The organism is Saezia sanguinis, assembly GCF_963921665.1.
Lineage (GTDB): Bacteria > Pseudomonadota > Gammaproteobacteria > Burkholderiales > Burkholderiaceae_C > Saezia > Saezia sanguinis.
Map to the genome: position 1 here is coordinate 206,022 of NZ_CAWUGC010000012.1, position 19,292 is coordinate 225,313.

Below are 19,292 nucleotides of genomic sequence, written 5' to 3' on the forward strand. Positions count from 1 at the left end.
AGGCATGATTTTGACAGTAAGCTCAGGCAGTCAGGGGGCAGAGCATGCAATTGCAGCAAATTGAGTAGGGCAATGCTTGAGAACGGTGATGCCAGGTGTTAAAGCGGGTATAGCGGCAGAATAAGCAGAATAGGAATAGGCAAACATGCAAAATGCAATCAGAGGGAGGATGGTTGTACAGTCTGTAGTGCTTATTGCATACATGCTTTCATAAGATGGGCTGGCACACTATCATCAGTACCTTGCGCTGGAGGTGTTTTGCCCGAAGCTCACAGAATTCAAAATGAACAAGCTGTTAACCATGAATGAATATACCCAGTTGACTACCCTTGAACAATGGCTCGCGTTTTGTGAGCAACTGCATGCCCAGAACATTGAGCTGGGGCTGGAGCGTGTGCAGAAAGTACGCCAGGCACTGGGGCTGGATTTTGAATGCCCGGTTTTTGTGGTGGCGGGCACCAATGGCAAAGGTTCTACCTGCGCCATGCTGGAGTCGATTCTGATGGAGGCCGGCTACAGAGTGGGTGTGTACAACTCGCCCCATCTGATTCATTTTGAAGAGCGTTGTCGCATCAATGGGCAAATGATTCAGGGTGAAAGCTTGATTCCCCACTTCGTGCAGGTGGAGCAGGCGCGCCGTGCTGCCGGGGATATCAGTCTGACTTATTTTGAGTTCACGACGCTGGCTATTTTGCATTACCTCAGTGAGCAGGAACTGGACGCTGCGGTGCTGGAGATTGGCCTGGGTGGTCGGCTGGATGCTGTCAATATCATCGACAATGACTGCGCCATCATCACCAGCATTGATATTGACCACACCGAGTTTTTAGGACCCGACCGCGAGAGCATCGGATTTGAAAAGGCCGGGATCATGCGTGCGCACAAACCGGTGATTGTCAGTGATCCGATGCCGCCGGACAGTGTGCTGGCACATGCGCGTGAAACGCAAGCCGATTTATGGCGGTTTGGGCAGGATTTTAATTATGTTGGTAATGCGCAACAGTGGAGCTGGTCCGGTCGCGGTCGCCGCTATAACGGTCTGGCGTACCCGGCGTTGCGTGGCGCCAACCAGTTGCTGAATGCTTCCGGTGTGCTGGCGGCATTGACGGCGCTCAGGGAGAGTCTGCCCGTATCGGCTCAGGATGTGCGAATGGGGCTGGCGCAGGTGACATTGCCGGGGCGTTTCGAGATTGTGCCCGGGCAACCGGTTGTGGTGCTTGATGTGGCGCACAACCCGCATGCCGTTGCTGTGCTGGCTGAAAACCTGGATCAGATGGGGTTTTACCCGCAAACGCATGCGGTTTTTGGCGCCATGCACGATAAGGATCTGCGCGGGGTGATGCTGCGCATGCAGCCATTGGTGGACCACTGGTATTTTACCGATCTGCCCACGGCACGGGCCGTATCTGCAACGGCTTTGGAAGCACTGTGGCATGCTCTGCCACCCCTGAAAGGTAAGGATGTCAGCGTACAGTGTTGCGCCGATCCGCATACCGCTTTGCTGCAGGCGCTGGAAAAGGCTGATCCTGCTGATAGAATTGTTGTGTTTGGATCGTTTTATACTGTGGGTGGGGTACTGGAGCACGGAATTCCACGCAATCCCGTACAGCGGTAAAATACTTGCTGCATATTCAACCTTCTGCAAGGGAACCTGACAGTGCCAGTGCTCAAGCAACCACCTTCAGCGCAAACCATAGAACAGATACGGATCAGGGCGCGTCGCCGTGTGATCGGGGCCATCATTTTGGTGGTGTTGGCTGTGGCTATTCTGCCATGGATATTTAACTCGCAGCCACGCCCAACGGTTGTGGATGTGCCGATCGAAGTTGCCGGCCAGTCGGTGCTTGAGGGGGAGCAGGTTTCCTCAGCGTCTCCCCAGATGGTGTCGCCTCCAGTCATGCAACCCTTAGACGGGGGAGTGGTTGATAGTGCATCTGCCCCTGTTGCCATAACAGCGCCGGAAACCGTTGCTCCTGTGACTTCGGGCAGTATCATGGCGGATCCGACGCAGCCAATGGATTCGGCGGCCAGTACAGACCAGCACCAGGAAGCTCAAGGGGGAACGGATTTAACGCTGAGTGATGGCTATGCCACCCGGCCCGCCAACCGTCCGACACTGTCTTCCAAAGTACCTGCGGATGCGGTTGTTGCCAGTGCCTCTCAGAGTGGTAGTACGGCAGCACCTTCAGCCGATGCGGCCAGAGCGGCAAACATTTTAGGCGACCCGGCCATAGCTGTGACCGGTCGCACACCATCGGCACCTGCCACGTCTTCCAGCACATCTTCGGCATCATCTGCCTCCACAACGCTCAAACCCAATGATCTTTCCCGCAGTTTTGTGGTGCAGGTCGGGGCCTATGCTGACGAAGCCAAAGTCAGTGAGGTTCGGGCACGCCTGACGATGGCGGGCTATACCTCTTTTGCGCAGGAAGTGCAAACAGATGCCGGCAAACGTATTCGTGTACGCGTAGGGCCTTTCAACGGGCGGGCGGCTGCGGATGCGGTGGCCGAAAAAATACGGGCCATGGGCCTGCCTGCCGCTGTACTTTCAATGTGAGCAGAGCACCAGTCAATGTGTGATTTTCATTTTTTGAGGGCATGATCTAGCATGGGTGGATTGGATCTGCTGATTATCGCGGTGGTGCTTGTTTCTGTGCTGATTGGCTGTATGCGTGGCTTCATGTACGAGGCCGCCATGTTGTTTGGCTGGGTATTGGCTTTTTTTGTCGCACGCTGGCTGGCGCCAGACCTGTCGGCGTTGCTGGTCAAGGCCATTGCGAACGAAAACTGGCGCATGGGTATTTCTTTTGTTTTGGTGTTTATTGCCGTATTGTTTACCAATGGCATTTTGGCATTTGCGCTCAAGGCATTGTTTTCCAAACCTGCATTGCGCCCGATGGACCGCTGCCTGGGCGGGGTGTTTGGGATAGTGCGCGCAGGGCTCGTGATGCTGGTGATGACGCTGGTGGTACATATTCTGCATTTGCAGGAGGAGGAGTGGTGGACCCAGTCACGTTCAGCGCCCTGGCTCAATGAGGCGATGGAAGTGTCCAAGCCGTTTTTGCGCTCGGTCCTGAATCTGGATGAAGCCGAGCCTTCTTCGATCACACTGCCAGTGCTGCCGGACGCGGAGCCGGTCTGACAGGCGGCAGCAATTTTTTGGTTTTTCTTTTATTTTGGAATCTGAATTATGTGTGGAATTTGTGGTGTTGTTTCCAATCAGCCTGTCAATCAGTTAATTTATGATTCGTTGCTGCTGTTACAGCACCGGGGGCAGGATGCTGCGGGCATTGTGACCGGGCTGGGGCAGAAAATTTTCATGCATAAGGCCAAAGGCATGGTGCGTGATGTGTTTCGCACGCGAAACATGCGTGCGCTGCCTGGCAATTACGGTATCGGGCATGTGCGCTATCCCACAGCCGGCAATGCGCACAGCGAAGAGGAGTCGCAGCCGTTTTATGTGAATGCGCCTTTTGGCATTGTGCTGGCACATAATGGCAACCTGACCAATGTGGACGAATTAAAGCGCCAGTTGTTCAACCTGGATCACCGCCACATCAATACCGAAAGCGATACCGAGGTTTTGCTCAATGTGTTAGCGCATGAGCTGGAGGTGGCTACACGCGGCCTGACGTTGAAGCCTTCCGAAATTTTTTCTGCTGTGCGTGGCACCATGAAGCGCCTGCGTGGCGCTTATGCGGTGGTGGCGTTGATTGCAGGTTATGGCTTGCTGGCGTTTCGCGACCCGAATGGCATCCGGCCGTTATGCTATGGTGTGAATGATCAGGGCGAAGTGATTGTCGCCAGCGAATCGGTTGCAGTGGAGGGAACCGGCCATCAACTGGTACGTGACATTGCTCCGGGAGAAGCTGTTTTTGTAGAGCTGGATGGTACGATGCACACCGAGCAGTGCACGATGTCATCCAAATTGCATCCCTGCATTTTTGAATATGTATATCTGGCGCGTCCGGATTCCGTCATTGACGGTATTTCAGTCTATCAGGCCCGTGTCAACATGGGCGATACGCTGGCGCAGCGGGTCATCTCGACAGTGGCTCCCACAGAGATTGATGTGGTGATTCCGGTGCCGGAATCCAGCCGTCCGAGCGCGATGCAGGTTGCTTATCGCATTGGCAAACCTTATCGTGACGGGTTTGTGAAAAACCGTTACGTCGGGCGTACATTCATCATGCCGGGGCAGGGTGAGCGGCGCAGGTCTGTACGCCAGAAACTCAATGCCATGAAGCAGGAGTTTATGGGGCGTAATGTGCTGCTGGTGGACGATTCGATTGTGCGTGGAACCACCAGCCGCGAGATCGTGCAGATGGCCCGTGAAGCCGGTGCCAGCAAGGTGTACCTGGCTTCTGCCGCACCTCCGGTACGTTATCCGAATGTGTATGGCATTGATATGCCCACGCGCGGTGAGCTGGTTGCTTCAGGCCGCACTGTGCAGGAGATCCAGGATTACATTGGTTGCGATGCGCTGATTTATCAGGATGTTGATGCAATGAAGCGTGTCATCGGAGAGTTGAATCCGAAAGTGAAGGGTTTTGAGGCTTCATGTTTTGATGGTCAATACATTACAGGCGATATCAACGAGACCACATTTGCACAGCTTGAGAAAGCCCGCCAGGGCAAGCATGAGGATGAGATAGAAGAGGGCTCACGCAGCCGCTTGTCTTTGCAAGGAACGCAGGACTGATTGAATATTTATCTGAAAGAAAACAGGAAAAGATTGTGAATTCAGCATCAAAGTCATGGAAACAGGCAACGCTGGCAGTACGGGAAGCGGTTGAAAAAAGTGCATATGGCGAAAACTCTGAAGCCTTGTATCTGACCAGCAGCTTTGTCCAGCCTGACTCGGCCACCACAGCCAGGCGTTTTTTGGGCGAAGAAGCCGGTTATACCTATTCACGTTACAGCAACCCGACAGTTGCCAGTATGGAAAAACGCCTGGCAGCGCTGGAGGGCACTGAGGCCGCCATTGGTACAGGCAGCGGCATGGGCGCTATTCTGATGCTGTGCATGGGGCTGCTCAAGGCGGGTGACCACGTGGTATGTTCGCGCAGCGTGTTTGGCTCTACGCTCAAGCTGATCGGCTCTGAATTTGGCAAGTTTGGCGTTGAGTCCACTTTTGTATCACAAACTAATCTGGATGAATGGAAGCAGGCTATCAGGCCTAATACCAAACTGCTGTTTGCTGAAACGCCATCCAACCCGTTGACTGAGGTTTGCGATATTGCTGCACTGGCGCATCTGGCGCATCAGCATGGTGCCTTGCTGACAGTGGATAACACTTTCTGTACGCCTGTTTTGCAGCAGCCGGTCAAACTGGGGGCCGATATTGTGATGCATTCCGGCACCAAGTATCTGGACGGGCAGGGGCGTGTGGTAGCCGGTGCATTGTGCTGTTCGCAGGAGCTGGTAGATACCGTATTTGAACCCGTATTGCGGTGCGCAGGCATGGCGATTTCACCTTTTAATGCCTGGGTGGTGCTCAAAGGGCTGGAGACGCTTTCCGTTCGCATGAAAGCGCAAAGCGCACAGGCGCTTGAAATGGCGCGCTGGCTGGAAGCGCACCCGAAAATTGAACGGGTTTATTATCCGGGGCTGCCTTCGCATCCGCAGCATCAGCTTGCCATGCAGCAGCAAAACGGTATTGGTGGTGCTGTAGTCAGCTTTGTGGTGAAGGGAACAACACTTGAGCAACAGCGCGATAATGCCTGGATGGTTGCCGACCATACCGAGCTGTGCTCCATTACTGCTAATGTGGGGGATGTGAAAACCATCATTACCCACCCGGCCAGTACATCGCATGGCCGCCTGAGTGAAGAGCAGCGCCAGGCGGCTGGTATTGTTCAGGGGCTGCTGCGCCTGGCGGTCGGGCTGGAGGATGTGGAAGACATCAAGGCCGATCTGGCCCGCGGGCTGGCACACGTGGTTTAGTGGTTTAAGCCACAAAAGGCAATTGATAATAACGGTGGCTTTTGGGTTTGCCGGATAAGTTATTTGATGATAATTAACAAAGTAGACATATGAGTATTGTACGCACACGTTTTGCACCTTCTCCTACCGGTTTTATCCATTTGGGGAACATCCGTTCCGCGTTGTATCCATGGGCTTTTGCCAAAGCAAATAACGGCGTATTTGTCCTTCGCATTGAGGATACCGATTTGGAGCGTTCATCGCAGGAGGCAGTCGATGTCATTCTGCAAAGTATGGATTGGCTGGGGATGCAACCCGATGAAGGGCCGTTCTACCAGATGCAGCGCATGGACCGCTACAAGGAAGTGCTGGCGCAAATGCGGGAAAAAGGGCTGGTCTACCCCTGTTACATGAGCCAGGAAGAATTGAATGCTTTGCGTGAGCGTCAGATGGCGGCCAAACAAAAGCCGCGTTATGACGGCACCTGGCGGCCTGAGCCGGGTAAAACGTTGCCACCGGTTCCGGCCGATGTGAAACCTGTGTGGCGCTTTAAAAACCCGCTGAGTGGCACAGTTGTGTGGGAGGATAAGGTCAAGGGCCGTATTGAGATTTCCAACGAAGAGCTTGATGACCTGGTGATTGCCCGCACGGATATGACGCCCACCTACAACTTCTGTGTGGTGGTGGACGATATTGATATGGGCATTACCCATGTGATCCGGGGTGATGACCACGTCAACAATACGCCGCGCCAGATCAATATTTTTCACGCGCTGGGCAAAGAGCCGCCGGTGTTTGCGCACCTGCCGACTGTGCTCAATGAAAATGGTGAAAAAATGAGTAAACGCAACGGTGCCAAACCGGTCATCCAGTACCGCGAAGAAGGCTTCCTGGCCGATGCGGTGGTGAACTACTTGGCCCGTTTAGGCTGGAGCCATGGCAATGATGAAATTTTCACGCGTGAGCAGTTGATTGAATGGTTTGATCTGGACCATCTGGGCAAAAGTGCCGGGCATTACGATGAAACCAAGCTGCGCTGGGTGAATGCGCAGCATATGAAAATGACCGATGACGCTGTGCTTGCGGAGCTGGTGAATGAACACCTGAGCAAACAGGGCGTTCAGGGGGACGAGCGCTTAGGCAAAATTTGTGCGTTGTTCAAAACCCGTTGTGAAACAACAGTTGATCTGGCCAAGTGCGCGTTGCCGTATTATCAGGAGCCTGCTATAGACGCCACGCTGCTTGGTGAATACGTGACGGATGCCTTGAAACCGGCTATCGCGGATCTGGCGGATGCGCTGGAAGCTGCTGCGTGGGAGAAAGAAGCCATTTTTGAAGCATTTAAGCAGACGATGAAAAAACACGGTCTGAAAATGCCTCAGATTGGCGCGCCGGCACGGGCGCTGGTACTGGGGCAACCCAACTCGCCATCGATTGATGAAGTTTTTGCACTGATGGGTAAAGAAGTAGTATTAGGGCGCTTGCGTAAGGTATAAATTTTTGCCATAATCACACTCTTGATTGATTGGCCGGTTTTGCAAAAGAAGGTCGGCCAAGCATTGATCAAACGGGGGTATAGCTCAGCTGGGAGAGCGCTTGCATGGCATGCAAGAGGTCAGCGGTTCGATCCCGCTTACCTCCACCAAGTTTGTTAAAAGGCCTGTTTTATTTTTAACAGGGCTTTTTCTAGGTCCCCATCGTCTAGAGGCCTAGGACACCGCCCTTTCACGGCGATAACCGGGGTTCGACTCCCCGTGGGGACGCCACCATATGATGGTGGCAAGGCTGCTTAAGCAGCATGGCATACAGGGTAACTGGAGCGGTAGCTCAGTTGGTTAGAGTATCGGCCTGTCACGCCGAGGGTCGCGGGTTCGAGCCCCGTCCGCTCCGCCAGTTATAGCCCCAAGCAATTTAATTGTTTGGGGCTTTGTTCTGTCTGAAAACTGCATTGATGCGTTTTGATGAAATAGACGGATCTCTCATCTGCGCCAAATTGACAGGGCTATTGTCACAATAACAGCGTTGGAAATTGGATGCCTGCGTTTTGTGGCGCAGTTTTTTCAAATATGGTGTGCAGCCTGGATATAAAAAGCTGGTAATCGGCTTGATTTTTCAGCAACAGTTTCAGATTGCGCTGAATCGTGAGTAAATTGGTTCTGGCGTTGTAAGCTTCAGAAAATATCAGCCAGATGGATTCAGGCAAGTCAGGCGTTTGGCTGCGCAGTTTTTGATCCCACGGCTCTTGTGATGCAAGAAAACCTTCTTTAATGCTCAGAAGGTCGTCGGTCCAGTCTTGGCTGTCATACTCGTAAGCGGCATCCAGCAGCAATGCATCCTGCGCCGGGTAGGCAAAGGCGTTGCGGTATGTACTGTCAAACCTCAGACGGGTCATTAATTCAATGACATGGTTGGCATTGTATTGTTCCTCCTTAGGAGAGGCAATTTGCCTGCACAGTGCCTGAATCGCTTTCCATATGTCATCTGACAGGCCAGAGAGTCTGCTTTGAAACAGTTGCCATGACTTTAATGCGGTAGCTTCATCGAAGCTGATGAGCCAGTACATGGTTTCTCCGTACATGGCATAGTCAACGCTTTGCCTTGCCGCATTTTGTATGCTATCGGTTTCTTTTTGCTCCCAATCCATTGGGATAAACGTTTTCCAATACGTCAGAAAGAATTCGCTGGACATAAACCGCAAGGGATAATATGTCTGGTCGTTTTTCGCCATCAAGGCAACAAAATCAGGTTTCATGGTGAAGGTCACTCAACTGATGAGCCTACATGCTACATCATTTGTTTTAAGCAAAAAGGATTTTGGCTTGCTTATCTGCCAGCAATGACCTGCCATCAAATTAAGTTCAGGCCAGAAAACGGGGCTGAGGGTTGTACAAAGGGTAATCTAAGAGCGCGGCTGTGCAGGGATATAGCTCTGCTTTGTCATGTCTGATGGCATACCTGTGGTATTTCTGTCGAATGTCTGGCCGGTCTCTGAACAAAACACAGGTGATTTACGTCTGTTCAGCATCTGTTTTTGCGAACGCTGTCACAATAAGAGGCTGTGATTTCATCGCCTGTAAAAGGGGATGATTTTTTTAAGACCAGAATTCATCTTGTATGTCGCGGCTTGAGCTTATTCATATCAGCAAACAGTATCCGGCGGTTAAGGCCAATGATGATGTTTGCCTGAGAGTTGCGCCGGGTGAAATTCATGCCATTCTGGGCGAAAATGGTGCCGGCAAGTCAACGCTGATGAAAATTATCTATGGTGTGGTGCAGCCCGATGCCGGTGAAATGTTCTGGAATGGGCAGCCGGTGACGGTCACATCACCCGCTCAGGCCCGGACACTGGGCATCAGCATGGTGTTTCAGCATTTTTCTTTGTTTGATACGCTGACCACGGCGGAAAATGTCTGGCTGGGGCTGGATAAGAAAATGCGCCTGCCGCAGGTGATTGAGCGGATTCATTCTGTATCGCAAAATTATGGTTTGCAGATTGACCCCTTGCGCCCTGTGCACACGCTTTCCGTGGGAGAGCGGCAGCGGGTGGAGATTGTGCGTGCGCTGCTGACCAACCCCAGGTTGTTGATTCTGGATGAACCTACATCGGTGCTGACGCCGCAGGCAGTCCAAAGTCTGTTTGACACGCTGAGACAACTTTCCGAGGAGGGTTGTTCCATTCTGTATATCAGCCATAAACTGCATGAAATTCGTGAATTGTGTACGGCCTGTACCGTGATGCGAGCCGGTAAGGTGACCGGGCAGGTTGACCCGCGGCAGGAGACCAATGCGTCATTGAGCAAGATGATGATTGGCGATGAGCCACCGCGTTTGGAGCGGCACCGGCATCAGGCCGGAGATATTCGCCTGAAGGTGCGTTCTTTGTCGGCATCGGCGCCAGACCAGTTTGGCACTGCTTTGCGTGATATTCAACTGGATGTGCACAGCGGGGAGATTGTCGGCATTGCCGGTGTATCGGGCAACGGGCAGCAGGAACTGCTCAGGCTGCTTTCGGGGGAGGATATCAGAACCCCTGCTGATCAGGGCGGTTCTATCTGTCTGGATGAGGTGAATATTTCCCGGTTTTCGGCCCGTAAACGGCGCGCACTGGGGCTGCATTTTGTGCCGGAAGAGCGGTTGGGGCGTGGTGCTGTGCCCATGCATACACTGGCGCAGAATTTGTTGCTGACGCGTACAGAGGCCGTTGCCAGAAACACGGGGCTGATTCACAAAAGCCAGCTCAGGCAGCAGGCGGCGCAGGTGATTGCTGACTTTAATGTCAAAGCAGGTGGCCCTGCGGCCTTGGCTAAAAGCCTTTCGGGTGGCAATCTGCAAAAGTACATCATGGGGCGCGAAATCAGTGCGCAACCCGGGGTGTTGATTGTGTCGCAACCGACCTGGGGTGTGGATGTGGGCGCCTCGGCACAGATCCGCGGCGCGCTGCTGGCGTTGCGCGATGCGGGTTGTGCCGTGCTGGTGGTGTCTGAGGAGCTGGACGAGCTGTTTGAAATTTGTGACCGTCTGTATGTAATGGCGGGCGGCCGGCTTTCTCCGAGTTTGCCGACTGAGCAAGCCAGCGTGGAGCAGGTCGGCGTCTGGATGAGCGGCCTGTGGCCCGGTCACGGGGAGGCGGTGCAGGAGAATGATCATGCTGCGCCTTGAAGCCAGAGACAAGCCTTCACGCTGGATGGTCTGGTGCTCTCCGGTGCTGGCCATCGCCATCACATTTGCTATTGTGGCGTTGCTGTTCATGCTGATGGGCAAGGATGTGGGGCGCGGGCTGGAGGTGTTTTTGCTGGAGCCTTTTAAAGGCCAGCGTGCGCTGACGGAACTGGCATTGAAAGCCACACCGCTGATTTTGTGTTCGCTGGGGCTGGCGTTGTGTTTCCGTGCCAATATTTTTAATATTGGTGCTGAGGGGCAGTTCCTCTGGGGGGCGATTGCCGGTGGCGGGCTGGCGTTGTGGTTCACCAGTAACCAGGTCAGCGTGCACCCCTGGCTGTTTTTACCGCTGGGGATGGTGGCCGGTGCGTTGGGCGGTATGTTCTGGGCGGCGATTGTGGCGTTGCTTAAAGATAAATTCAATGCCAATGAGATTCTGGTCAGCCTGATGCTGGTGTATGTGGCCAATCTGTTTTTGAGCTATCTGGTGTTTGGCCCATGGAAGGACCCGCAGGGTTTTAATTTCCCGCAGACGATGATGTTCGCCAGAGAAACGGCGGTACCGCGCCTGATTCCTGGTATGCGTTTGCACTGGGGTTTTGTGGTGTCGTTGCTGATTGCGCTGCTGATGTGGGTTTTCATGTTCCGTACCTTCAAAGGATATCAACTGCAGGTGGGCGGACTGGCACCGGACGCTGCGCGTTATGCCGGTTTTTCGGCGCGTTTCAGCCTGTGGTGTTCTCTGCTGGTTTCGGGTGCGCTGGCAGGCATGGCTGGTTCTTTTGAAGTGCTTGGCCCGACCGGACAGCTCACGGCGCATGTGGCGGTAGGCTATGGCTTTACGGCCATCATTGTGGCGTTTGTGGCGCGCTTGCATCCTATTGGCTGTGTGTTGGGAAGTTTCCTGCTGTCGGTCATGCTGATTGGCGGGCAACTGGCGCAAACGCGTATTGGCGTACCGGCTTCTTTTGCGCAGGTGTTACAGGGGGTGTTGCTGTTTTCGTTGCTGGCGTGCGATACGTTTATTCTTTACCGGTTGCGCTGGGGGAGATACGCTGCAAAAGCCGCCCGGGTGGAGGCTGCCCATGGCTGAGTTGGTTTTATTGCTGGCTTCTATGCTGGCCGCAGGTACACCACTGGCAATTGCCGGGCTGGGGCTGCTGATCAATGAAAAGGTCGGGGTGCTGAACCTGGGGGCCGAGGGCATTATGCTGGTTGGGGCTGTGGCCGGGTTTGCCGGTGCATTCTGGAGCGGCAATGCCTGGGCCGGGCTGGCTGCCGGTGCGCTGGCGGGCGCTGTGCTGACGGCATTTTTTGCCATTCTGGTAATTTTCCTGATGACCAATCAATACGCTACAGGTTTGGCGGTGGCTTTGTTCGGCACTGGTTTCTCGGCTTTTGTGGGCACCGGGTTTGTCAAGGAGAAGCTGGATGTGGTGATGTCGTCTGCTGTGCCCTGGCTGGCGGATGCGCCGGTGGTTGGGCCGCTTTTTAAGCTGCATCCGATGGTTTATCTGACGGTGTTGCTGACCTTGGCGATTGGCTGGCTGTTTTACCGTACCCGTACCGGATTGATCTTGCGTGCAGTGGGTGAGTCGCCGGAGTCGGCGCATGCGCTGGGTTATCCGGTACGTACCATCCGCACGCTGGCCGTTGTGGCCGGCGGCGCACTGTGCGGGCTGGCCGGGGCTTATATTTCGATCATTTATGCTTCTTTATGGAATGAAGGCATGATTGCCGGCAAGGGCTGGATTGCATTGGCGCTGACGTCTTTTGCCACCTGGCGGCCAACGCGTATCCTGATGGGTGCCTATCTGTTTGGGGGGGTAACCATGTTGCAGTTGTACCTGCAGACCAAAGGGGTGCAGATTCCCAGCCAATTTATGAGCATGTTGCCGTACCTGGCGACCATTGTGGTTCTGGTGCTGATTTCCCGCCGGCCCGAATGGATTCGTGTCAACATGCCTGCGTCTTTAGGCAAACCGTTTTACCCTGGAGGGTAATTCTCATTTTTTAATCTGAATGGAGTCAATAGTCATGACCGATATGAAAAAACGTGCGTTCATCAAACTGGCCACATTTTCAGCCGTGGCCGGTGCTGCCGGTATGCTGGTGGGGTGTGGAGATTCTGACAAGCCGGCTGCATCCGGCTCTGGCGCCGCATCGGCTTCTAATCCGCAACCGACTCCGGCACCTGGCAATGAACCACTGAAGGTCGGCTTTGTGTATATTGGCCCGGTGGGTGATGGTGGCTGGACGTATTCGCACGATCTGGGGCGCAAGCATATTGTGGATGTGTTTGGCGATAGGATCAGCACAACGTATGTTGAAAGCGTGCCGGAAGGCCCGGATGCAGAACGTGTGATCCGTGACCTGGTAGACCAGAAATGCAAGCTGATTTATGCAACGTCATTCGGTTATATGGAGCCGATGGTGCGGGTGGCGGCGGATCACCCTGAGGTTTATTTTGAACATTGCACCGGTTATAAAACATCGGCCAATATGCGCGTATACGACCATCGCCTGTATGAGACAGCGTATCAGGCCGGTGTGGTGGCGGCTTACATGACCAAAACCAAGGTGCTGGGGTTTGTCGGCACGTTCCCGATTCCTGAAGTGCTGCGCAACATCAATGCATTCACACTGGGGGCACGCAGTGTTGATCCGGAAATTCAGGTCAAGGTGGTGTGGGTGAACAGTTGGTACGATCCATCTAAGGAGGGCGAAGCTGCCAACGCGCTGTTCAATGGCGGTGCGGATATTCTGCTGCAAAATACCGATTCGTCTGCAGTTCTGCAGGCCGCAGCCAAGGCCGGGCGTTTTGGCTTTGGCTGGGACAGTGACATGACCAGTTACGCGCCGGAAGCGCATCTGGGATCCTGTGCATTGAACTGGGGTGTGTATTATGAAAAATCGGTCAATGATGTGTTGAACAACACCTGGCAGAGCGGCAGTTTCCGCTGGGGTGCCAAAGAAGGCCTGGTGCAGTTTGTCAGTGTATCTGACAAGGTTGGTGAAGAAGCCAGGCAACGCCTGCAGCAGGTGCAGGGCGGCTTGAAAGACGGTTCCTACAGCGTGTTCAAAGGCCCGATTGTTGATAACACTGGAACAGAACGTTTGCCGGCCGGGCAGATTGCCGACGATGAGTGGAACAGCAAGGTCGACTTTTTGGTGCAGGGTGTGGAAGGTAAGGTACCCTCAGCCAGTTGATTTCTGACGATGCAGGGTACAGGTGGCGGACAAGTATCTGTACCCAACTGAATTGAAGCATGGACGAAGAGAGCAGGTTTCTCTGATGCCATGCTTTTTTCATAGGACGTTAGCGCCTGCACAGCCAATAAGGCGGTGCACCTCAGTTGTTATTGCACCTTCCTTTCACATTTGCATCACGTGCCATTGAATGTGTCCTGCCTTTGGTCTAATCATGGTTCGGTTGTGAACGGTCGGTTTTTTGTGAGGCAAAGGCGTTATGTCTTTTGCTGTCGGGTTGGTGTTTATGGCGGCAGAAACAGGACAGGCAAAGCACCAGTATTGCGAGGATTGAACTGTAAGTGATAACCGGCCAGGCAGTAGAGCCTGGCAGAAGTGTGATGACAAGCGTTCCCACCCCGCCCAGCACCAGACCGCCCAAACAGAAATAGACCGCGGTAACGGTTCCGGCGATATGATCGAAACCCCGGAGTGCCCCGTTGGGGGCAACTGAGACGGCAGTGGCTATACCGGCACCGATCACCCACATGGGGGCTATGAAGCCAAATGTGGATTCAGGAGCGAGCACCTCTCCAAGTGCCAGCAGTAATGCTCCGGCGATCAGGCCACACATTCCCGCTCGCAAGGTGTTCAGATTTCCCCAGTGAGAAATCATCTTCCCCGTAAATCGTGACGTTGCCATCATCGCTATGGCGACGGTTGCAAATAACAAACTGAAATTCAGTTGAGACACACCTTGCCGTTTCATCATGAGCCATGGCGCCGTAGAGAAAAAAACAAAAAAACTGCCCATGCCTGCGCTGTAGCAGAGCGTGTATAAGCAGAAGTTCAGATTTTTCACAGGAAGCAGCAGTTGTGTCCATTGCAGTCCGGCGACCTGTTGCCGCTGGGTTTCAGGCCAGAGTCGCCAGGCGATGATCACAATGGTGAGCATTGCGGCTCCCAGCGTACCAAATATCGCGCGCCAGCCCAGCCAACTGTCAACCAGCGTCCCTAACAGCGGGCCTGCCGCGGGCACTATCGCCAGCATGGATGCCAGCAAGCCATAGATGATGTTGCTTTCGTTACGACCTGAATAGATATCGCGCACAGTCGCGAAAGTGGCAACGAGGCATGCTGAGGCACCACAGGCCTGGATAACCCGCAAGCTCAGAAACACCGCTGGAGACGAAGTTGTCGCCAGACCGAATGACGCTATCGCATAGCAGATTCCACCACCCAATAACACAGGGCGACGGCCGAGCCGGTCTGACAAAGGGCCGAATAGAAGCTGACCGGCTCCCAGCAGAATCAGGTATAGCGTCAGGGTGAGCTGAATCGTACCGGCACTGGCACCGAGTGCATCGGTCATGAGCGGCACCACGGGCAGGTACATGTCCATACCCAGCGATGCCAGCAAATCAAACGGGGATAACAATAACAAAGTGGCAGCAAGAGAATACTGCCAGGAATTTTCTTTTGAGCACATAAAACCATCTCCTTAAATCAAGGATCTGGCGGCGCTCTCATAGAGCAGGTGAGTTTTGAAAACGCCGCAACAACCGAAAAACGTGGTTGATGCGGCTTATTTGTCTGCTTTTTTGGCTGTGCTCATGTTCAGGTTATTTTGCGGATGGATTTGTATCGTAACCGCTTTTGATGTGAAGCGGTATGCAAATTTTAGCCTTTGACATAATTATATTTTTATATATAATATAAATAAACATAATGTATTTTGATGGAGTGTTGATGTCAAAAGCTGAAACAAATTTATCCGTTTTATCCGACAGTACTAACCGCACTGACGTGTCTAAAGAAATGCGTGCCCACGCACAAGAGGCGTGCGCCTTGCTGAAAACGCTGGCCAATGAAGACCGGCTGATGCTGCTTTGCCAGTTGGTTGCCGGCACTTACCATGTGGGCGAGCTGGAAGCGCTGCTGGGAATCCGGCAGCCTACGTTATCGCAACAGCTGGGCATATTGCGTAAAGAAGGGCTGGTGCAGACGGAGCGCAAAGGGAAGTTCATGTATTACAGCATTGCCGAAGGTCATGCATTGCGTGTGATGCAGACCTTGTGGGAAATTTTCTGTGCCAAAACGGAATGATTCAGGCAAAAAATATTCCACGGACCTGTGTTGTTGTGTGATTTTAAAAAAGGTGTAGAAGCACCTATCAGTTTAAATAAAAGGATGATTTATGAGTAGGAATGTGTGCGGAATTGATCGCATCTGGCGTATTGTTTTAGGGGGGCTGCTGGTTGTGTTGACGCTGACTGGCGTTATCGGCTGGTGGGGCTGGATTGGGGTTGTGCCGATTGTGACGGGCAGCATTGGCTGGTGTCCTTTTTATATGCCTTTCCGCTTCAGTACCTGTAAAGGCCGAAGAGGCTGAGGCGTTTTGAATATTGAAAGCAGTGGTTCAATAAGCAAGGAATTAACATGGATAATTATTTTCAGAATCTGACACGGGATATCAATAAAAATCTGGAAGCTTTTCGCAAGGGCCAGCCTGATGTCATGAAAGGGTTTGGCGCGCTGGCACAGGCTGCGACAGCCGATGGCGCACTGGATGCGAAAACCAAGGAGCTGATTGCCCTGGCCTTAGGAGTGGGGGCGCGCTGCGATGGCTGTCTGGGCTTTCACAGCAAGGCACTGGTAAAGCTGGGAGCCACGATGGAAGAGGTTCAGGAAACATTGGCAATGGCGGTGTACATGGGCGGAGGGCCGTCCCTGATGTATGCGAGCAATGCGCTGGCGGCGTTCAAGGAGTTTTCTGCCTTGCAGCAGGCTAAATAACGGTTGATTTTTGACTGTGGCTTCATCAGCATGGCATTGCGTTTCAACATATCGTTGTGCCTGAAAATTGCGGATAGCAGAGTTTTCAAGAAGCCGGCGGGCCCACACTGCAGCTTGATAATGCAGAGGGGGGCCTTTTGTGTTTTCAGGTAATATACAATGATTTGGTTGGCTGACTTTAAAGTGGATATTTCATGAGCACTGATCTTGCACCTGTGTCGCAGGCGGTTAAAAACTTCGGTTTAATCCTCATTGGCGATGAGCTGCTTTCAGGGCGGCGCGCTGACAAGCATTTTCCGAAAGTGATTGAGTTATTGGCCGAAAGGGGGCTTCAGCTAAGCTGGATGCACTGTGTCGGGGATGAGTCGCAGCGTATCATCGAAGAGCTTCGATGGGCTTTTGAGAGTGGCGATATTGTGTTCAGTTGCGGCGGTATCGGGGCGACGCCGGATGACCATACCCGCCAATGCGCAGCACAGGCGCTGGGTGTGCCGCTGCGCCTGCATCCGGATGCCAAGCCTTTGATTCTGGAGCGTGCGCGTGAAATGGCACAGGAGCGGGGTTATGCATTCGATGAAAATGCGCCTGATACATTGCAGCGGCTGAACATGGGGGTGTTTCCTGAAGGGGCAAGCATTATTCCCAACCCTTATAACAAGATTCCCGGTTTCAGCGTACGCGATGTGCATTTCATGCCGGGGTTTCCTGTCATGGCCTGGCCGATGATTGAATGGGTACTGGATCATTATTATGCAGGCCAGTTGCAGCCCATAGCGCATGCGGAACGTTCCATCATTGTCTACGGTATGGGCGAGGCTACGCTGACGCCACTGATGGTGCATCTGGAAAATGTATTTCCCGGTGTCAAGATATTCAGCCTGCCCAGTGTCAACCATCCGGTGCATGGTGCGCACATTGAATTGGGCGTTAAAGGTGCGCCGGAACTAGTGAACCAGGCTTTTATGACGATGTTGTCTGAATTGAAGGCCTTACCTGTGCGGTTAGGCCCTGAATTGGTTCAAAAGCACAATACAGGTGCGTAAAATCAATATTGCACCAATATGGTGCGAAAATGTGCTGCAAGTAGATGTCTTTCGTTATGCTTTGGCCTGAATGCCCCGTGTGACATTACCGACAAAAGGGATAATGCCATGGTGGCATGGTTTCTGCTTTGCTTAAAGGTATTGATAGCGTGATGGACACGCAATATTTTATTTTTCCAGTCAAGGAGAGGTTGAAATGGCCAAGACAGTCGCAGACGTGATGAAGCTCATCAAAGAAAATGAGGTTAAATTTGTAGACTTTCGCTTTGCGGATACACGGGGCAAGGAGCAGCACGTCAGCGTGCCGATTTCGCACTTTGACGAGGATAAGTTCGTATCGGGCCATGCTTTTGACGGTTCGTCCATTGCGGGCTGGAAAGGCATTGAAGCATCAGACATGCTGCTGATGCCCGACCCTAATACCGCCAATATTGATCCCTTTTACGAAGAAACCACATTGTTCATGTCGTGTGATGTGCACGAGCCGGGCGATGGCAAGGCTTATGACCGCGACCCGCGCTCACTGGCACGGCGCGCAGAGGCTTATCTGAAAGCGTCCGGCTTTGGCGATACGGCATTTTTCGGACCGGAACCTGAATATTTTATTTTTGACAATGTGCGCTGGGGTGCGGACATGTCTGGCGCATTCTTCAAGATTGAAGAGTATGAAGCGCCCTGGAATACCGGTGCACAGTTTGACGGCGGCAACAAAGGACACCGTCCAACCGTGAAGGGCGGGTATTTCCCGGTTGCGCCAGTGGATACCACGCAGGATTTGCGTGCTGAAATCTCGCTGATTCTAGAGTCCTTGGGTATTCCGGTTGAGGTGTTCCACCATGAAGTGGCTGGTGCTGGGCAGAATGAACACGGCACCAAGTTCTCCACCCTGGTAGAACGTGCCGACTGGACCATTTTGCAGAAGTATGTGACTTTCAATGTGGCTGCTGCCTATGGCAAAACAGCGACGTTCATGCCTAAGCCTCTGGTTGGCGATAACGGCTCAGGTATGCATGTGCACCAGTCGATCTGGAAAGATGGCAAGAATCTGTTTGCCGGCAACGGTTATGCAGGCTTGTCTGATACCGCGTTGTACTACATTGGCGGTGTGATCAAGCATGCACGTGCACTGAACGCCATTACCAACCCGACCACCAATTCGTACAAGCGTCTGGTGCCTGGGTTTGAGGCCCCGGTTAAACTGGCCTACAGCGCACGTAACCGTTCGGCGGCGATCCGTATTCCTTATGTGGCCAGCGAAAAAGGCCGCCGTGTAGAGGTTCGCTTCCCGGATCCGATGGCTAACCCCTATCTGGCATTCTCTGCGTTGCTGATGGCCGGTCTGGATGGCATTGAGAACAAGATCCATCCCGGAGAGGCTGCAACCAAAGATTTGTACCACCTGCCGCCGGAAGAGGATGCCAAGATCCCGACAGTGTGCCACAGCCTGGATGAAGCCTTGGGCTATCTGGACAAGGACCGTGCTTTCCTGACCAAGGGTGGTGTGTTTACAGATACCATGCTGGATGCCTTCATTGAGCTCAAGATGGGTGAAGTTACACGCATGCGCATGGCAACGCATCCGGTTGAGTTTGACATGTATTACTCGCTGTGATGATGAACAAGCGTTTATGCTGCTGATGAAATGCAGCACGAAAGCAGCCCTTCAGGGGCTGCTTTTTT

The 19,292-nt window shown here is 53.2% G+C and carries 17 protein-coding genes and 3 tRNA genes; 18 read left to right on the plus strand and 2 right to left on the minus strand.

Features of this window, described 5'->3' with window-relative positions; translation table 11 throughout:
- The first annotated feature begins 283 nt into the window (after window positions 1–283).
- The 9 genes from folC to AACY98_RS07775 all read left to right on the plus strand — a co-directional run bounded on the left by folC (window position 284) and on the right by AACY98_RS07775 (window position 7,818).
- Complete coding sequence (gene folC, locus AACY98_RS07735) at window positions 284–1,615, plus strand: bifunctional tetrahydrofolate synthase/dihydrofolate synthase (protein WP_239441932.1); 1,332 nt, start codon at window positions 284–286, stop codon at window positions 1,613–1,615.
- Window positions 1,616–1,663: 48 nt separating this feature from the next.
- Window positions 1,664–2,557, plus strand: coding sequence for an SPOR domain-containing protein (locus AACY98_RS07740; RefSeq protein WP_339803644.1), 894 nt, complete (start codon window positions 1,664–1,666; stop codon window positions 2,555–2,557).
- Window positions 2,558–2,608: 51 nt separating this feature from the next.
- Complete coding sequence (locus tag AACY98_RS07745) at window positions 2,609–3,142, plus strand: CvpA family protein (RefSeq protein ID WP_339803646.1); 534 nt, start codon at window positions 2,609–2,611, stop codon at window positions 3,140–3,142.
- A 48-nt stretch (window positions 3,143–3,190) separates the two neighbouring features.
- Complete coding sequence (gene purF, locus AACY98_RS07750) at window positions 3,191–4,702, plus strand: amidophosphoribosyltransferase (protein WP_339803649.1); 1,512 nt, start codon at window positions 3,191–3,193, stop codon at window positions 4,700–4,702.
- Between the two features lie 35 nt (window positions 4,703–4,737).
- Window positions 4,738–5,946, plus strand: coding sequence for an O-succinylhomoserine sulfhydrylase (locus tag AACY98_RS07755; RefSeq protein ID WP_239441933.1), 1,209 nt, complete (start codon window positions 4,738–4,740; stop codon window positions 5,944–5,946).
- Window positions 5,947–6,035: 89 nt separating this feature from the next.
- Window positions 6,036–7,421, plus strand: a complete 1,386-nt coding sequence (gene gltX, locus AACY98_RS07760; protein WP_339803652.1) for a glutamate--tRNA ligase — start codon at window positions 6,036–6,038, stop codon at window positions 7,419–7,421.
- A gap of 73 nt (window positions 7,422–7,494) precedes the next feature.
- Window positions 7,495–7,570, plus strand: a tRNA-Ala gene (locus AACY98_RS07765).
- Window positions 7,571–7,615: 45 nt separating this feature from the next.
- Window positions 7,616–7,691 (plus strand) — tRNA-Glu (locus AACY98_RS07770).
- A 50-nt stretch (window positions 7,692–7,741) separates the two neighbouring features.
- Window positions 7,742–7,818: transfer RNA gene (locus AACY98_RS07775), tRNA-Asp, on the plus strand.
- Window positions 7,819–7,933: 115 nt separating this feature from the next.
- Here AACY98_RS07775 and AACY98_RS07780 read toward each other — a convergent pair.
- Entirely contained in the window at window positions 7,934–8,677 is a 744-nt protein-coding gene (locus AACY98_RS07780) for a hypothetical protein (protein WP_339803655.1), read from the minus strand.
- Between the two features lie 362 nt (window positions 8,678–9,039).
- Between AACY98_RS07780 and AACY98_RS07785 the strand changes: the two genes are divergently transcribed.
- The 4 genes from AACY98_RS07785 to AACY98_RS07800 are packed head-to-tail and all read left to right on the plus strand — an operon-like array spanning window position 9,040 to window position 13,794.
- Window positions 9,040–10,584 (plus strand): ABC transporter ATP-binding protein, encoded by a 1,545-nt coding sequence (locus tag AACY98_RS07785; protein ID WP_339803659.1) that lies wholly within the window; start codon window positions 9,040–9,042, stop codon window positions 10,582–10,584.
- On the plus strand, window positions 10,571–11,677 hold the full coding sequence (locus AACY98_RS07790; RefSeq protein WP_339803662.1) for an ABC transporter permease: 1,107 nt from the start codon (window positions 10,571–10,573) through the stop codon (window positions 11,675–11,677). The genes AACY98_RS07785 and AACY98_RS07790 overlap by 14 nt, the downstream gene beginning before the upstream one ends.
- Entirely contained in the window at window positions 11,670–12,587 is a 918-nt protein-coding gene (locus AACY98_RS07795) for an ABC transporter permease (RefSeq protein ID WP_339803664.1), read from the plus strand. The genes AACY98_RS07790 and AACY98_RS07795 overlap by 8 nt, the downstream gene beginning before the upstream one ends.
- A gap of 34 nt (window positions 12,588–12,621) precedes the next feature.
- Window positions 12,622–13,794, plus strand: a complete 1,173-nt coding sequence (locus tag AACY98_RS07800; protein ID WP_339803667.1) for a BMP family ABC transporter substrate-binding protein — start codon at window positions 12,622–12,624, stop codon at window positions 13,792–13,794.
- A 208-nt stretch (window positions 13,795–14,002) separates the two neighbouring features.
- On the opposite strand, the gene cml is transcribed toward AACY98_RS07800, so the two are convergent.
- A complete protein-coding gene (gene cml, locus AACY98_RS07805) occupies window positions 14,003–15,262 on the minus strand; it encodes a CmlA/FloR family chloramphenicol efflux MFS transporter (protein ID WP_339803670.1) in 1,260 nt (419 codons plus the stop codon).
- Between the two features lie 329 nt (window positions 15,263–15,591).
- Between cml and AACY98_RS07810 the strand changes: the two genes are divergently transcribed.
- From AACY98_RS07810 to glnA, 5 genes are all read left to right on the plus strand, one after another.
- Complete coding sequence (locus tag AACY98_RS07810) at window positions 15,592–15,879, plus strand: ArsR/SmtB family transcription factor (RefSeq protein WP_239442013.1); 288 nt, start codon at window positions 15,592–15,594, stop codon at window positions 15,877–15,879.
- A 91-nt stretch (window positions 15,880–15,970) separates the two neighbouring features.
- Window positions 15,971–16,165, plus strand: a complete 195-nt coding sequence (locus tag AACY98_RS07815) for a YgaP family membrane protein (protein WP_339803673.1) — start codon at window positions 15,971–15,973, stop codon at window positions 16,163–16,165.
- A gap of 47 nt (window positions 16,166–16,212) precedes the next feature.
- Entirely contained in the window at window positions 16,213–16,569 is a 357-nt protein-coding gene (locus tag AACY98_RS07820; RefSeq protein WP_126977492.1) for a carboxymuconolactone decarboxylase family protein, read from the plus strand.
- A gap of 194 nt (window positions 16,570–16,763) precedes the next feature.
- The gene (locus AACY98_RS07825) at window positions 16,764–17,612 is read left to right on the plus strand and encodes a competence/damage-inducible protein A (protein WP_339803678.1); all 849 of its coding nucleotides are present in this window, start codon (window positions 16,764–16,766) and stop codon (window positions 17,610–17,612) included.
- Between the two features lie 196 nt (window positions 17,613–17,808).
- On the plus strand, window positions 17,809–19,224 hold the full coding sequence (glnA, locus tag AACY98_RS07830; protein ID WP_126977496.1) for a type I glutamate--ammonia ligase: 1,416 nt from the start codon (window positions 17,809–17,811) through the stop codon (window positions 19,222–19,224).
- Window positions 19,225–19,292 lie beyond the last annotated feature (68 nt).